Below are 14,372 nucleotides of genomic sequence, written 5' to 3'. Positions count from 1 at the left end.
GACCGTGTGCCATGCGCGTCGGCCCTGGGAAAGGGCCGAGGAGAACCAGGTGACCACGTACGACGACCGAGCGAGCCTCGCTGATCTGACCAGCACGGCCGAGCGGGTCCGCCAGTCGGTCGAGCGCGTGATCGAGGGCAAGCCCGAGGTCGTCCGCCTCGCGCTGGTGGTCCTGCTGGCCGAGGGCCACCTGCTCATCGAGGACGTGCCCGGCGTCGGCAAGACGATGCTGGCCAAGACCCTGGCCAAGTCCATCGACTGCTCGGTCCAGCGCATCCAGTTCACCCCGGACCTGCTGCCCTCGGACATCACCGGCGTCAGCATCTACGACCAGCAGCGCCGCGAGTTCGAGTTCAAGCCCGGCGCGATCTTCGCCCAGATCGTCATCGGCGACGAGATCAACCGGGCCTCCCCCAAGACGCAGTCGGCGCTGCTGGAGTCGATGGAGGAGCGCCAGGTCACCATCGACGGCACCACCTACGCCCTGCCCAGCCCCTTCATGGTCGTCGCGACCCAGAACCCGGTCGAGATGGAGGGCACCTACCCCCTCCCCGAGGCCCAGCGCGACCGCTTCATGGCCCGCGTCTCGGTCGGCTACCCCAGCCCCGAGGCCGAGCTGGAGATGCTCGACGTGCACGGCGGGCTCTCCCCGCTCGACGACCTCACCGCCGTCGCGCACGCCCACGACGTCGTCAAGCTGATAGACGCCGTCCGCGAGGTGTACGTCGCGGCCCCCGTCAAGCGCTACGTCGTCGACCTGGTCTCCGCCACCCGCAGCCACCCCGACCTGCGCCTGGGCGCCTCCCCCCGCGCCACCCTGCACCTGCTGCGCGCCGTGAAGGCCTCCGCCGCCCTGTCCGGCCGCGACTACGTGCTGCCCGACGACGTCCAGCAGCTGGCCGCGCCCGTCCTCGCGCACCGCCTCCTGCCGACCGCGCAGGCCCAGCTGAACCGGCGCACCGCCGAGCAGGTCGTCCACGACATCCTCCAGCGCACCCCGGTGCCCGCCTCGCACACCCGCGGCGAGGTGCCGCCCGGCGCGGGCGCCCGGAGCTTCTGATGGGCGCCGGTGCCCCGCACGGCGCCGGCGGGCAGGCCGGGAACCCCGGAGGGGTGCGCGCCTCGCTGTCCGGGCTGACCACCCGGGGCCGCTCCTTCCTCGCGGCCGGGGCCGCCGCGGCCGTCTGCGCGTACGTCCTCGGGCAGGGCCAGCTGCTGCGGGTCGGGCTGCTGCTCGTCGTCCTCCCGCTGATCTGCGTCGTCGCCCTGCACCGCACCCGCCAGCAGGTCACCGCCGGCCGCCGGCTGAGCCCGCCGCGGGTGCCCGCCGGCGGCGAGGCCCGGGTGCAGCTGCGGTTGGAGAACGTCTCCCGGATGCCCACGGGGCTGCTCATGCTCCAGGACCGGGTGCCCTACGTCCTCGGGCCCCGCCCCCGCTTCGTGCTGGACCGGGTCGAGCCCGGCGGCCGCCGCGAGGTGTCCTACCGGGTCCGCTCCGACCTGCGCGGCCGCTATCCGCTGGGCCCGCTCCAGCTGCGGCTGACCGACCCCTTCGGGATGGTCGAGCTGACCCGCTCCTTCAGCGCCTACGACACCCTCACCGTCGTCCCGCGCACCCAGCCCCTGCCCGCGGTCCGGATGACCGGCGAGGCGGGCGGCCACGGCGACGGCAACCGCCGCTCCCTGGCCCTGGCCGGCGACGACGACGTGATCCCCCGCACCTACCGGCGCGGCGACGACCTGCGCCGGGTCCACTGGCGCTCCACCGCCCGCTACGGCGAGCTGATGGTCCGCCGCGAGGAACAGCCCCAGCGCAGCAAGGCCACCGTCCTGCTGGACACCCGCCACCTCGCCCACGAGGGCGCCGGCCCCGACTCCGCCTTCGAGTGGGCCGTGTCGGCCGCCGCCTCCACCCTGCTGCACGTCCTCGAACAGGGCTTCGCGGCGCGGCTGCTCACCGACACCGGGGACTCGGTGCCCGGCGCCGGCGCCTTCGCCGGCGGGACCTCCGGCGCGGGCCCGGAGTCCGCCGAGGCGGCCGGGCTGATGATGGACACCCTCGCGGTCGTCGGCCACTCCGAGGGCAGCGGCCTGGGCCGCGCCTACGACGCCCTGCGCGGCGGGACCGGCTCCGGCTCCTCCGGCGGCGACGGACTGCTGGTCGCGTTCTTCGGCGACCTCGACGACGAACAGGCCGAGATGGCGGCCCGGATGCGCCAGCGCAGCGCGGCCGCGCTCGCGTTCGTACTGGACCCCGCGCTGTGGACCGGGGCGCCCTCGCGGGTGGAGGAGCGGCTGCGCAGGCTGCGGGACGCGGGCTGGACGGCCCTGGCCGTCCCGCCCGGCGCATCCTTCCCCGAACTGTGGCGACAGGCCGGAAACGCCCCCCTCGGCATGCGGACCCCCGGAGGCACGGTATGAGCGGGCGGGCGCGCGTGACGCTCTTCGCGGCACTGGCGACGCTGCTGACCTCCTGGTCGCTGGCCCCGCTGGTGGAGACCTCCGGCTGGCTGCTCCAGGCGGCGCTGCTGCTGGCCGTGCAGGCCGCGGTGGGCGCCGGGGCGCGGCGGGTGCCGCTCGCCCGGTGGCTGACCGTGGGCGCGCAGCTGCTGGTGTCGCTGCTGCTGCTCCTCTTCCTCTTCGCGGGGAAGGCCGAGTCCACCGGGAGCGGGCCGCTGGCCTTCCTGGTCACCGACTTCGCCGGGCTGTTCCAGCAGGGCGTGCGGGACGTGGGCGAGTTCGCCATACCGGCGCCGCTGACGGACGGCATCCGGCTGCTGCTGCTCGCCGGGGTGCTGGCGATCGGGCTGCTGGTGGACTTCCTGGCGGTGACGATGCGGACGGCCGCGGCGGCCGGGCTGCCGCTGCTGGCGCTGTACTCCGTCGCCGCCGGGCTCTCGGCCGGGCGCGGCCAGACCTGGCTCGCGTTCCTGCTGGCCGGCGCGGGCTACCTGATGATGCTGCTGTCGGAGGGCCGCGACCGGCTCGCCCAGTGGGGCCGGGTCTTCGGCGGGGCCCCGGGCGCCCGTACGCCCGCCTCCGCCGGCTCCGGCTACGGGGCCAACGGGGCCGGGGGCACCCGCGCCGTGGCCCCCGTGCGCACCGGGCGGCGGATCGGCGCGGTCGCGCTGGGCCTGGCCCTGGCGGTGCCGGCCGCGCTGCCGTCGCTGGGCGGCGGGATGCTGGGCAACCAGGGCGAGGAATCCCCGTCGGCGGGCGGGGGCGGCGGCACCATCTCGGCGGTGAACCCGCTGGTCTCGCTGCAGAGCAGCCTGAACGCGCAGGACAACCGGGTCGTGATGAAGTACCGCACGGACAGCCCGCAGCTCGGCGAGCAGTACCTGAGGATCCTGGCGCTCGACGAGTTCAACGGGGTCAAGTGGGAGGCGTCCGCCCGCCCGCTGACGGACGTCCCGCAGCGGCTGCCGAACCCGTCGGGCCTCTCCGAGGAGGTCCGGGCGACCGCGGTCGAGGTGCGCACCACCGTCTCGGCGGCGGACACGTACGCCCAGCGCTACCTGCCGATGCCGTACCCGGCCACGCAGGTCGACATCGGCGGGAAGTGGCGCTTCGAGCCGGCCGGCCGGACCCTGGTCGGGGACCAGCTGGCCAAGGACCGCTTCCAGAACGTGCAGGGCGCGCAGTACACCGTCCGGAGCCTGCTGCTGCGGCCCACGGCGGAGCAGCTCCAGTCCGCGCCGCCCGCCAACGCGGGGGTGCACGCGGAGTACACGAAGCTGCCGGACAACCTGCCGCCGGTGGTGGCGGAGACGGCGCGGCGGGTGACGCAGGGCGCGAAGGACGACTACGCGCGGGCGGTGAAGCTCCAGGACTTCTTCGCCGTGACGGGCGGCTTCCGCTACGACACGAAGGTGTCCTCGGGCACGGGTTCGCAGGCCATCGTCCGCTTCCTGGAGGACAAGGAGGGCTTCTGCGTCCACTTCGCCTTCTCGATGGCGGCGATGTCGCGGACGCTGGGCATCCCGGCGCGGGTCGCGGTCGGTTTCACCCCGGGCGAGAAGCAGTCCGACGGCACGGTGAACGTCTCCATGCGGGACGCGCACGCCTGGCCGGAGCTGTACTTCGAGGGCGTGGGCTGGACCCGGTTCGAGCCGACGCCCCGCTCGGGCATCACGGTGCCGGAGTACAGCCGCCCCGAGGCCCCGGCCCCGCAGCCGTCCGCGTCCTCCGCGGCGCCCTCGGCGTCGGCGTCGGCTCCGGCGCCCGCGCCCTCGCAGGCCGAGGCGTGCCCGCCGGAGCAGAAGAAGCTCGGCGAGTGCGGCGGTCCGGTGGCCGGTCAGGGCACCGGGTCCGGGTCCGGCGGGGTGTCGGCGGGCGCGGTCCTCGGCTGGACCGCGGTGGCGCTGGTGGCGGCCGGGCTGCCGCTGCTGCCCCTGCTGTGGCGGCGCCGGGTGCACCGGCGGCGGCTGGGCACGGGCGACGTACTGGCCGCCTGGCGGGAGCTGGGCGACTGCGCCTGGGACGTGGGCATCCCGCCCGACGAGGCGCTGTCGCCGCGCGGCGCGGCCGGGCGGGTCGTCCTGCTGGGCCGGCTGGAGGGCGGGGCCGCCGAGGCGGTGCACCGGGTGGCGGGCGCGGTCGAGCGGGCGCTGTACGCCCCGCCCGGCGCGGACGTCTCGTACCCCGGGCTGGCCGCGGACGTCGTCGCGGCCCGGGCGGCGCTGCTGGCCGGGGTCGGCCGCGGGGCCCGGCTGCGGGCGCTGCTGCTGCCTCGGTCGGGGGCGCGGGTGGCCGCCGCGGTGTCGGCCCGGCTGTCGGCCGGGTCGGCGGCCCTGGCCCGCCTGGGCGGCCGCGTCCGCTTCCCGCTCCGCAACCGGGGCTGAGGGGCCGGGCGGCCGCCGCGCGGCCGGCGTTCCGCCGCGGCGGGGCTGACGGGCCGGCGTTCCGCCGCGCGGAATCCGGCCCCGCCGGCGATCGGGGCGGAGACGGGAAAACGCCGGTGCGGCCGGGCTCGTTCCCCCCGAGCCCGGACGCACCGGCGTTCTGTTTCCCCGGGCGGTGGCCGGTCCGCTCCGCGGCCCCGTGTCCGCGGTGCGGTCCGACCCGCCCTTGTCCCCAACCCCCAGTCTGCTGTTTCCGCAGGTGGGAGCCCATCCGTACGCGTACTCATCTGTGCGCCTAGGTACGGATACTCAGTTCTACGCCGCCCGGCCCCCCGGGCGGCACCGCCGACCGGGGGTCACCGGCTCCCGCTCACGCGCCCCCGCAGCAGCAGCGACAGCGCCGAGTGGACGTCGTCCAGCGAGCGCTCGCTCTGGAAGGCCTGCCAGTCGAGCGCGGCCACCAGCACCATCCCGACCAGCGCGGCCGCCGTCAGCGGCACGTCGATCTCGGCGCTGAGCTCGCCGCGCTCTACGCCCTCGCGCAGCACCGACTCGACGACGGCCACCGCCTGGCCCCGGACCACCATCAGGGTGCCCTGCCAGGCACGGTTGGTCCGCCAGAGCTCGGCGACGTAGAGCTGGGTGAAGGCCGGGTAGCGGTGGATGAAGACCAGGCCAGCCCGGATCATCGCGTCGAGGGCCTCGATGCGGCTGCCCCCGCGCGCCTCCGTCTCGTCGGCCGCCGCCCGCAGCGAGGCGGTCAGCAGACCCACCCCGTGCCGCAGGAGCTCCTCGAAGAGCTCGGTCTTGCTCGCGAAGTTGTAGTAGACGGTGCCCTTGGCCACGCCCGCCCGTTCGGCGATCTCGTCGACCGTGGTCGCGGAGAAGCCCTGCTCCGCGATGAGGGTGACGGCCGCTTCGTACAGCTTCTGTCGCGTGGCCTGCCGCCGGGCCCCGCCGACGGTGGTGCTGCTGCTTTCCATGGCGCTGATTCTCACAGGTCAACAGCCCCTTACAGGCTCAGTTCCGGGTGCAGCCGGTCCATCGTCCACACCTGCTTGCCGCGGGCGGCGAGGGCGGTGAGGGCCAGCGCGCCGGCCGTGAAGGCGACCAGGACCAGGCCGCCCTGCCACACCGGGGTGAGGTCCCCGCCGGTGATGAGGCGGCGCAGGCTCGCGACGATGTACGACATCGGCAGGTACGGGTGGATGGCGTTGAAGAAGTCCGGGCTGGTCTGGACGGGGTAGGTACCGCCCGCCGAGGTCAGCTGGAGCATCAGGACGGCGAGCACCAGGATGCGGCCGGCGGCGCCGAACTTGGCGTTGAGCCACTGGATGATCGCCGCGAAGCAGGCGGTGACCAGGACCAGGAACCCGATGGTCAGGGCCGGGTGGGCCATCTTCAGGCCGAGGCCCCAGTGCAGTACGGACATCAGCGCGCCCACCTGCGCGGCGCCGAGGCCGACCACGGGCAGCCAGCCGGCGAAGGCGATCCGCCAGGCGGAGGCGCCGGCGGCCAGGGCCCGCTTGTTCATGGGGGCGATCAGCATGTAGGCGACCATCGCGCCGACCCACAGGGAGAGCGGGATGAAGTACGGGGCGAAGCCGGTGCCGTAGTTGGGCGCCTTGTGCAGGGGGTCGCTGGCGAGCTGGACCGGGTCGGCCATGACCTGCGTGCGGGCGTCGCGCTGCCGCTGGTCGTAGTCCGGGATCTTGCCGGCGCCGTCGTGGAGGCCCCCGGCGAGTTCGCCGGTGCCGTCGACCAGCTTGACCATGCCGCCGCCCAGCTGCTGGGCGCCGTCGCCGAGCTTGCCGACGCCCTCGCCGAGCTTGCCGGAGCCGCCGGCGGCGGAGCCGATGCCGTTGTGGAGCTTGACCATGCCGTCGGCGACCTTGTGGGCGCCGTCGTTGAGGGCGTTGGCCTGGGCCACGGCCCCGTTGAGGTCGCCGGCGAGGCCGGGGGCCTTGTCGGCGAGCTCGCGGGCCTTGTTCTCCAGGTTGGTCAGCTGCTCCTTGAGCTTGGCGAGGTCGCCCTTGGAGTTGCCGAGGACGGTGTTCACGTCGGCGGTGAGCAGGGCGGCCTCGGCCGCGTCGTCCTTGATCTTCTTCTGGGCCTCGCAGAGACCCGCGGGCAGCTGGGGGGCCGGCTTGGCGCAGTACTGGTTGTAGGTGGAGTCGGCGAAGCCCGACAGGCGCTTGGCGGCCGCGGCGGCGCCCGGGGCGTGTTCGGCCGCCTTGTCGAGGTGGTTGTTGACGACGTGGGCGGTGTCGGCGACCAGCTTGGCGGTGTCCGCGAGGTTCTTGGGGTCCTTGACGAACGGGCGGGCCTTGTCGGCGGCGCCGTTCGCCAGGTCGGCGACCTTCTGGGTGCCCTCGGCGATCTGGCGCGTACCGGTCTCCAGCTGGCCGGCGGCCGAGTTGAGCTTGTTCAGGCCCCCGGTGAGCTCGCCGGACTTCTCCTTGGCCGTGTCGAGGCCGTCGGCGAGGTCCTGGGCGCCCTGCCGGGCCTTGCCCGCGCCGTCCTTGAGCTTGTCGGCGCCGTCGGCGGCCTCGGCGGTCTTGCCGTGCAGGTCGGAGAAGGAGACGAAGATCTTGTCCAGGAACTTGCGGGAGGCCTTGGTGGAGGCGGCCGAGCGGACCTCGGAGAAGACGGTGCGCGAGATCGAGCCGACGATGTAGTTGTTGGCGTCGTTCGTGCGGACCTGGAGGGCCCCGGTGGTGGGGTCGGCGCCGCCGCTGGAGGCGACCTTCTCGCTGAAGTCGGCGGGCATGGTCAGGGAGAGGAAGTACGTCCCGTCCTCCAGGCCCTTGGCCGCCTCGTCGGCGCTGACCACGCGCCAGTCGAAGGTCTTGCGCTCGCGCAGGTTCCTGGTGATCTCACCGCCGACGTCGAGGTGCTCGCCGCCCACGGTGGCGCCCTTGTCGGCGTTGACGAGGGCGACGGGGACGTGGTCGAGGCGCTTGTACGGGTCCCAGAACGACCAGAGGTACAGGGCTCCGTAGAGCAGGGGCAGCAGGAGCAGCGCGACGAGGGCGGCCCGGGGCAGCTTCCCCCGCCCGAACCGCTTCAGCTCAAGCGCGGCCAGTTTCGGCGAGCGCATCGTCCGCCCCCTTCGTGTCGTCGTCTGCGGCTGCGGCTGCGTCGGTTCCGGTGCCGGTTCCGGTGCGGTCCGCGGCCTTGGTGTCCGGGTCGGTGTCCGGCTTCGCGTCCGGCTTCGCGTCCGGCTTCGCGTCCGGCTTGGTCTTCGGCTTGGTTGCCGGCTTCGCGGCCGGCTTGGTCAGGGAGGGCGCGGCGGCCTTCTCCCCGGGTTCCGTTCCGGCTTCCGGTTCCGCCGGGCCGGAGGCGCCCCAGGTGACCTTCCGGGTCCCGGCGCGGGGTGCCGCGGCCCGCTCCGGGGCGGGCGCCGCCTCGGCCGGCGGGCCCGTGCGGACCACCGTGGCGTCGTCCGGGGCCTCGCTGCACACCGCGACGACGGTGGTCCCCCGGGCGGCGACCGCGCGGAGCATCGCCCAGGCCTCGGCGCGTTCGGCGTCCGAGAGCTTGAGGTCGAGGTCGTCGAGGGCCAGCAGCCGGGGGCCGCCCAGCAGGGCGATGGCCACGGACAGCCGGACGGCCTCCAGCCGCTCCAGGTCCCGTACGGAGGTGCGCGGGCCCTTGGGCAAGGCGGCCGGGTCGAGCCCGACGACGGCCAGGGCCTCCTCGATCCGGGCCGGGGCCGGGGCGCGGTGCGCGCCGCGCGGGCGCAGCAGGGCGCGCACGGGGGCTTCGTAGCGCCGCTGGAGCATGGCGCCCTCGCGCAGCTGCTCGGCGACGGTGAGCGCCTGGTCGAGGTCGTTGACCCCGGGGACCGGGCCGAGTGCGGCGATCCGGCGGACCGCGGCCATCTTCTTCGGCAGGCGGTGGCGGCCGATCTCGGCGTGGCCCTCGGTGGCCTTCATCCGGCCGGTGAGGGCGAGGAGCAGGCAGGTGCGGCCGCTGCCGGAGGGCCCTTCGACCGCGATGAGCGACCCGGGCGCGGCGTCGATGCCGACGTCGCGGAAGACCCAGCCGCGCGGGCCCTTGAGTCCGAAGCCCTCGGCCTTGACGGCGGCTCCGTGCGGGCTGTCCACGCCCTCCCCCTTCTTTTGAACTGACCAGTCAGTTCAAAAACTAGCAGGTGCCGGACCAAGGCCGGTACAGCAGGGGGACTTTGGGGGTAAAAGCACAGGTCAGGGCGATTGTCAGTGGGGGGCGCCACGATGGATCCACGCAACCGCGGACGCACCAACCGGCATCACCGCCGAGCACCACGCAACGACAGGAGGTTCGTCATGGCCACACCGTCCCCGTCCCCTGTCCACCCCGTCCCGCGCAGGGCGGCCGCACCCCCGGCCGCCCTGGACCTGCTCGCCAAGGCCCGCAGCGGCCTGGCCGAGGCCGCCCTGCTGCCCCGGCCCAACGAGCGGTACGCCACCGCCCACCTCGCCGCCCTGCGCACCGCCGCGGCGGTGCTCGCCGCCCGCGGCAGGCCCGAGCCCGTCAACCCGAGGCGGCGGCCCAGGATCCGCAGCGCGTGGGAGGTGCTGCCGGAGATAGCGCCGGAGCTGGCCGAGTGGAGCGCCCTGTTCGCCTCCGGCGCCGCCCGCCGGGCCCGGGCCGAGGCGGGCATACGGGACGCGGCCACCGGCCGGGACGCCGACGACCTCGTCCGGGAGGCCGGGATGTTCCTGCGCCTGGTGGAGCGGATGCTCGCGCTGCAGCCCGTGGCTCAGCCCCTGCCGCAGCCCCGTCCGGAGCGTCCGGACGCGGGATGAGCTGCGCGGTCGGCCGAGGCAATAGGGTGGGGCACGCACCGCACCCCGCCACCCATGCCGCCGAGGAGTCATCAGCCGTGTCGGACACTTCCCGCCCCCGCGCCTCCCTCCGCACCGCCGTGGTGTGGGAGGTCCTCAAGGAGGCCCTCGACCGCCGGGTGAAGGCGACCGGGCGGGATGTGCTGGACGTCCTCGACACCGGCGGCGGCACCGGCAGGTTCGCCGTGCCCGTCGCCCGGCTCGGCCACCGCGTGACCGTCGTCGACCCCAGCCCGAACGCGCTGTTCGGGCTGGAGCGCCGGGTCGCCGAGGAGGGCGTCGCCGACCTGGTGCGCGGGGTCCAGGGCGACGCCCAGGGCCTGCTGGACGTCGTCGAGCGGGACGCCTACGACGTGGTGGTCTGCCACGGCGTGCTGGAGTACGTGGACGACCCGGCCGAGGGCGTGGCCAACGCCGTCGCCGCGCTGCGCCCCGGCGGCGTCCTCAGCCTGCTCGGCGCCGGCCTGGGCGGGGCCGTCCTGGCGCGGGCGCTGGCCGGGCACTTCACCGAGGCCCGCACCGCGCTCACCGACCCGGCCGGGCGCTGGGGCGCCGGCGACCCGGTGCCGCGCCGCTTCACCGCCGAGCAGCTGGCGGAGCTCGTCGGCGGGGCCGGCCTGGAGGTCGGCGCCGTGCACGGCGTGCGGATCTTCGCCGACCTGGTGCCCGGCGTGCTGGTGGACACCGAGCCCGGCGCGGTGGAGGCTCTGCTGCGCCTGGAGGAGGCCGCCGCCGAGCTGCCCGCCTTCCACGCCGTGGCCACGCAGCTGCACGTCCTCGGCGAGAAGCCCGCCTGATCCGCGGGCCGGGCCGGGGCGACCTCCCCGAGACCCCTCCGTTTCCTCGCCGTGACCCGTATGATCGAACCACCGCTCGGCATGGCGGACCGCTCATTGGGGAATAACCGCCCCAGTGACCGCGCTGGTGACGGTACGTTTCACTCAGTGCTCGTCTACGCAGTGGTTTTCTCGCTCAGCGATTTGCAGAATGTGGCGTAGAGGGCGGGTATCACGGGGGCGATTCCCCGCCTATCCTGAAGGGGACCCCTGGTCGCTACCCCCCGCGACCGACGGATGAGGAGGACTCCCGTGCCGCTCTCGGAGCACGAGCAGCGAATGCTCGAGCAGATGGAGCGAGCGCTGTACGCCGAAGACCCCAAGTTCGCGACAGCGCTTGAGGGCAGTGGACTGCGCACGTACACCCGGCGACGGGTCTACCAGGCAGTCGTAGGCATTGTGGTGGGTATCGCGCTCCTCATGACCGGTGTGATCTGGCAGGAAGTGCTCTGGATCAGCGTGGTGGGATTCCTCGTCATGCTGGCCTGTACGGTCCTCGTGGTCACCGGTTGGCGCAAGGCACCCAAGCCCGGCGAGCAGCCCGTCTCCGGAAGTGCAGGCGGTTCGGCCCGCGGGCAGAACCGGCAGCGTCGGTCGATGATGACCAGGATCGAAGAACGGTGGCAGCGCCGCCGTGACGAGCAGGGGCACTAGCCCCCGCACCCGTTTTCCGTCCGCTGAGGGGACGGCCGCGCGATGGCGGCCGTCCCCTCACGGTTTTCCGCCGCCGATTCCCCCGCCCGGACTCCCCGGCCCCCCGTGCTGCGGCATGATGCCGGTGTGAGTGTGCTCCCCCTGGTCTTCACCAGCGGCTGGGCCAGCGGGATCAACGCCTACGCCGTGGTCCTCCTGCTCGGCCTCTTCGGCGCGACCGGCCTGACCGACGAGGTCCCGGCCTCCCTCCAGCGCACCGACGTGCTCGTCGTGGCGGGCGTGCTGTTCCTGTGCGAGGCCGTCGCGGACAAGATCCCGTACGTGGACTCCGTCTGGGACTCCGTCCACACCGTGATCCGCCCGGCGGCCGGGGCCGTGGTCGGCGCGCTCCTGGCCGGGCAGAGCGGCTCCCTGCCCGAGATCGCCGCCGGGGCCCTGGGCGGCTCCACCGCGCTGGCCAGCCATCTCGTCAAGGCCGGCACCCGGATGGCCGTCAACACCTCCCCCGAGCCGTTCAGCAACGTCGTGCTGAGCGGCGCCGAGGACCTCGGGGTGGCCGGCATCGTCACCTTCGCCATGTTCCACCCGGTGGCCGCCGCGGTCGTCGCGGCCGTCCTGCTCGCCGCCGGCATCGCGCTGCTCGTCTACCTCTGGAGCCGGATCCGCCGCTTCTGGCGACGACGGGCCCAGCGCCGCGAGGAGAAGCGGATGGGGGCGGTCCGGGGGGCACCGCCCCACTGAGCCGCTGACCTCGCTCGATGGGCGCGGCGCCCGCTCGATAGGCTCAGCGCCATGGCAAGAATTGCGGTGATCGGCGCCGGCATGGGCGCGATGGCGACGGCGGCGCGGCTGGCGGTGGCGGGCCACGGGGTGACGGTCTACGAGCGCGGCTCCACGTACGGCGGCGCGCTGGGCCGCTACGAGCGCGACGGCTTCGCCTTCGACACCGGACCGGGGCTGCTGCACCTGCCCGCCGTCTACCGCGACCTGTTCGTGAAGACCGGCAAGCGGCCGCTGGAGGAGTGCGTCGGCATGGTCCAGGTGGACCCGGCCGTCCGGCACGTCCTCGACCACGCCTCCGTCACCCTCCCCGGCACCTCCCGGGGCGGGGTCGCCGCCGCCCTCGACGGGGCCTTCGGCGCCGGCGCGGGCGAGCGCTGGAACGACCTGCTGGGCCGCGCCCGCGACACGTGGGACGCCACCCGGCGCCCCCTGCTGGAGGAGCCGCTGCGCCCCGACTGGCAGGTCCTGGGCCGCGACCCCTACCCGGCGCTGCGCGGGAGCGGCCTGCTGCGCCGCCGCCAGCCGACCCTGGCCGAGGTGGCCCGGCGCGAACTGGGCGGCGGGCTCGGGGAGCTGCTGCGCGGGCGGGTCCTGGCGTACGGGCTCGACCCCGACTCGGCGCCCGCCTCCGCGGCGGCCCTGCCGTACATGGAGCAGACCTTCGGCAGCTGGTACGTCCGGGGCGGCATGCGCGAGCTGGCCACCGCCGTGTACGAGCGCTGCCTGGAGCGGAAGGTGGAGTTCGTCTTCGGCGCCCCCGTGAAGGGCGTCCTGGCCCGGGACGGCCGGGCGGCCGGGGTCCGGCTGGCCGACGGCACCGAGGCCGAGGCCGACTCCGTGGTCTGCGGCATCGACCCGAGGCAGCTCCCGGCCGGCTCGGTGTCCTGGCCGCGCGGCAGCGTGCAGGCCCGGGGCGGCTCGGTGCCCGGCCGGCTGACCCTGATGCTCGCCCTGCGCGGCGGGCGGCCCGAGGACGCCGTCCACCGCACGCTGGTGCACTCCCCCGGCTCCGCCGCCGTCCAGCTGGTCACGGTGCTGCGGCCGGACGACCCGTCCACCCGGCCCGACGCGGACCACGAGGCGGTCACCGTCAGCGCCGTGTGCGGTCCCGCCGGCGGGTCGGCGGTCCCGGACCCGGAGAAGCTCCTGGACCTGGCCGCACGGGCCGTCCCCGACCTGCGCAAGCGGCTGCTGTGGCAGGAGGTGCGCACCCCGGCGCACGTGGAGGCGGCCACGGGCGCCCTCGGCGGCTCGGTGCCCGCCCCGGCCCTGCCCGGCGACGGGGGGCGCCTGCTGTACCCGGCCAACGCGACGGGGCTGCCCGGGCTGTACCTCGCGGGCGGCTGGGCGCACCCGGGCGGCGGACTCGCGCACGCGGGGATGACGGGGGCCCTGGTGGCCGGCCTGATCGTCGAGGGGGCGGACTTCCGCGGCTCGCAGTGAGCCCGGCGTGGAACGGGGGAGGGGCCGGCTCGTACGAGCCGGCCCCTCCCCCGTTCCACGTCAGTAGCGGTACTGCCCGTACTCGCCGTTGCCCTGGTACGGGTACCCCTGCGGCGGCTGCTGCTGCGGGTCCTGCTCCGGGTAGGGCTGCGGGGCCGCGTCGGTGGCGCGCTGCTGCGGGACCCAGACCCCGCCGGGCGGGGTGTCCATGGAGTACTGCTGCTGCGCGGGGTCGGTGTACTGCGGGTAGTCGTACGTCTGCCCCGGGGCGACCGCGCCGCCGGTGCCGATGTACGGGTCCGAGTAGGCGGCGTAGACCTGCTGTCCGCCCGCCGGGTAGCCGCCGGTGTAGTCATATCCGCCCTGGCCCTGCCCGCCGTCGTAGTAGGCGGCCTGCTGCCCGGCGTCCTGCCCGTCCGGGGCGAACGGGGAGGCGAAGGCGGCGGTGGCGTCCGGCTGCTGGGGGGCGAAGCTCTGTATCCCGTACGAGCCGGTCTCCTCGGGCACCGGCTGCGGGGTGAAGACGTTGCGGTCGTCCTGGTCGTCCCGGTCGGCGGCGTCGTCACGGGAGGGGGCGGGGCCCTGGGAGCCGTACTCCAGCCCGGTCACCTCCAGCGCGGGCTCCGGGCGCGGCGCGGCGCCCCCGGAGCGGCGGCGTCTGGTCCTGCCCTCCGGGCGTGCGGGCTCGGCGCCCTTGCCCTTGCGCAGAGCCCAGCCGGCGACGAAGCCCTTGCGGAAGGAGAGCGTCACCAGGGTCTGGCCCACGGCGAAGGCGACCGCGCCGACGGCGATGACCAGCACCGACGGCAGCACGACCCCGGCCACGACGCCGAGGAACCCGGCGAAGGCGAGCAGGCGCCAGCGCAGCCGGGCCTTGTACTGCATCAGGACCTCGGCAAGCAGCCACAACGCGACGAAACCGAACGCGATGTAGAGGACCGTCATTCCCATGCAAGGCCCCTCTCGGTACGGCCGTACCG

At 74.9% G+C, this 14,372-nt stretch carries 12 protein-coding genes; 8 read left to right on the top strand and 4 right to left on the bottom strand.

All coding sequences use genetic code 11. From position 1 onward, the window contains the following. Positions 1-49 precede the first annotated feature (49 nt). Genes ACIRBY_RS10395 through ACIRBY_RS10385 form a run of 3 tightly spaced genes read left to right on the top strand, consistent with a single transcriptional unit; the run spans position 50 to position 4,844 of the window. Complete coding sequence (locus ACIRBY_RS10395; protein ID WP_403898865.1) at positions 50-1,060, top strand: AAA family ATPase; 1,011 nt, start codon at positions 50-52, stop codon at positions 1,058-1,060. Then, complete coding sequence (locus ACIRBY_RS10390) at positions 1,060-2,421, top strand: DUF58 domain-containing protein (RefSeq protein ID WP_403898862.1); 1,362 nt, start codon at positions 1,060-1,062, stop codon at positions 2,419-2,421. The genes ACIRBY_RS10395 and ACIRBY_RS10390 overlap by 1 nt, the downstream gene beginning before the upstream one ends. Then, the gene (locus ACIRBY_RS10385) at positions 2,418-4,844 is read left to right on the top strand and encodes a transglutaminaseTgpA domain-containing protein (RefSeq protein ID WP_403898858.1); all 2,427 of its coding nucleotides are present in this window, start codon (positions 2,418-2,420) and stop codon (positions 4,842-4,844) included. The genes ACIRBY_RS10390 and ACIRBY_RS10385 overlap by 4 nt, the downstream gene beginning before the upstream one ends. A 356-nt stretch (positions 4,845-5,200) precedes the next feature. On the opposite strand, the gene ACIRBY_RS10380 is transcribed toward ACIRBY_RS10385, so the two are convergent. The 3 genes from ACIRBY_RS10380 to ACIRBY_RS10370 are packed head-to-tail and all read right to left on the bottom strand — an operon-like array spanning position 5,201 to position 8,953. Continuing rightward, positions 5,201-5,827, bottom strand: coding sequence for a TetR/AcrR family transcriptional regulator (locus ACIRBY_RS10380; RefSeq protein WP_403898855.1), 627 nt, complete (start codon positions 5,825-5,827; stop codon positions 5,201-5,203). A gap of 29 nt (positions 5,828-5,856) precedes the next feature. Next, positions 5,857-7,944: a YhgE/Pip family protein gene (locus ACIRBY_RS10375; protein ID WP_403898852.1), complete on the bottom strand. Its 2,088-nt coding sequence runs from the start codon at positions 7,942-7,944 to the stop codon at positions 5,857-5,859. After that, positions 7,916-8,953, bottom strand: a complete 1,038-nt coding sequence (locus ACIRBY_RS10370; RefSeq protein ID WP_403898849.1) for an ATP-binding cassette domain-containing protein — start codon at positions 8,951-8,953, stop codon at positions 7,916-7,918. The genes ACIRBY_RS10375 and ACIRBY_RS10370 overlap by 29 nt, the downstream gene beginning before the upstream one ends. A 201-nt stretch (positions 8,954-9,154) precedes the next feature. Between ACIRBY_RS10370 and ACIRBY_RS10365 the strand changes: the two genes are divergently transcribed. The 5 genes from ACIRBY_RS10365 (at position 9,155) to ACIRBY_RS10345 (ending at position 13,392) form a co-directional block, all read left to right on the top strand. Beyond that, entirely contained in the window at positions 9,155-9,637 is a 483-nt protein-coding gene (locus tag ACIRBY_RS10365; protein ID WP_403898846.1) for an SAV_6107 family HEPN domain-containing protein, read from the top strand. 77 nt (positions 9,638-9,714) lie between these two features. After that, positions 9,715-10,473: a class I SAM-dependent methyltransferase gene (locus tag ACIRBY_RS10360; RefSeq protein ID WP_403898843.1), complete on the top strand. Its 759-nt coding sequence runs from the start codon at positions 9,715-9,717 to the stop codon at positions 10,471-10,473. A gap of 291 nt (positions 10,474-10,764) precedes the next feature. Continuing rightward, complete coding sequence (locus ACIRBY_RS10355) at positions 10,765-11,166, top strand: DUF3040 domain-containing protein (RefSeq protein WP_042819942.1); 402 nt, start codon at positions 10,765-10,767, stop codon at positions 11,164-11,166. 126 nt (positions 11,167-11,292) lie between these two features. Then, positions 11,293-11,907, top strand: a complete 615-nt coding sequence (locus ACIRBY_RS10350; RefSeq protein WP_403898840.1) for a DUF4126 domain-containing protein — start codon at positions 11,293-11,295, stop codon at positions 11,905-11,907. 51 nt (positions 11,908-11,958) lie between these two features. Next, a complete protein-coding gene (locus ACIRBY_RS10345) occupies positions 11,959-13,392 on the top strand; it encodes a phytoene desaturase family protein (RefSeq protein WP_403898837.1) in 1,434 nt (477 codons plus the stop codon). Between the two features lie 60 nt (positions 13,393-13,452). Here the strand turns inward: ACIRBY_RS10345 and ACIRBY_RS10340 are convergent, their stop codons facing one another. Then, the gene (locus ACIRBY_RS10340) at positions 13,453-14,343 is read right to left on the bottom strand and encodes a hypothetical protein (protein WP_403898834.1); all 891 of its coding nucleotides are present in this window, start codon (positions 14,341-14,343) and stop codon (positions 13,453-13,455) included. Between the last annotated feature and the right edge of the window lie 29 nt (positions 14,344-14,372).

The organism is Streptomyces sp. NPDC096136, from assembly GCF_044763325.1.
Lineage (GTDB): Bacteria > Actinomycetota > Actinomycetes > Streptomycetales > Streptomycetaceae > Streptomyces.
Note: the sequence above shows the minus strand (reverse complement) of the source record. Positions and strands in the feature narration are given on the sequence as shown.

Coding starts and splice junctions, on each gene's coding strand:
- ACIRBY_RS10380 (WP_403898855.1), bottom strand. CDS start 5,827: ATGGAAAGCAGCAGCACCACCGTCGGCGGGGCCCGGCGGCAGGCCACG.
- ACIRBY_RS10385 (WP_403898858.1), top strand. CDS start 2,418: ATGAGCGGGCGGGCGCGCGTGACGCTCTTCGCGGCACTGGCGACGCTG.
- ACIRBY_RS10365 (WP_403898846.1), top strand. CDS start 9,155: ATGGCCACACCGTCCCCGTCCCCTGTCCACCCCGTCCCGCGCAGGGCG.
- ACIRBY_RS10345 (WP_403898837.1), top strand. CDS start 11,959: ATGGCAAGAATTGCGGTGATCGGCGCCGGCATGGGCGCGATGGCGACG.
- ACIRBY_RS10375 (WP_403898852.1), bottom strand. CDS start 7,944: ATGCGCTCGCCGAAACTGGCCGCGCTTGAGCTGAAGCGGTTCGGGCGG.
- ACIRBY_RS10390 (WP_403898862.1), top strand. CDS start 1,060: ATGGGCGCCGGTGCCCCGCACGGCGCCGGCGGGCAGGCCGGGAACCCC.
- ACIRBY_RS10340 (WP_403898834.1), bottom strand. CDS start 14,343: ATGGGAATGACGGTCCTCTACATCGCGTTCGGTTTCGTCGCGTTGTGG.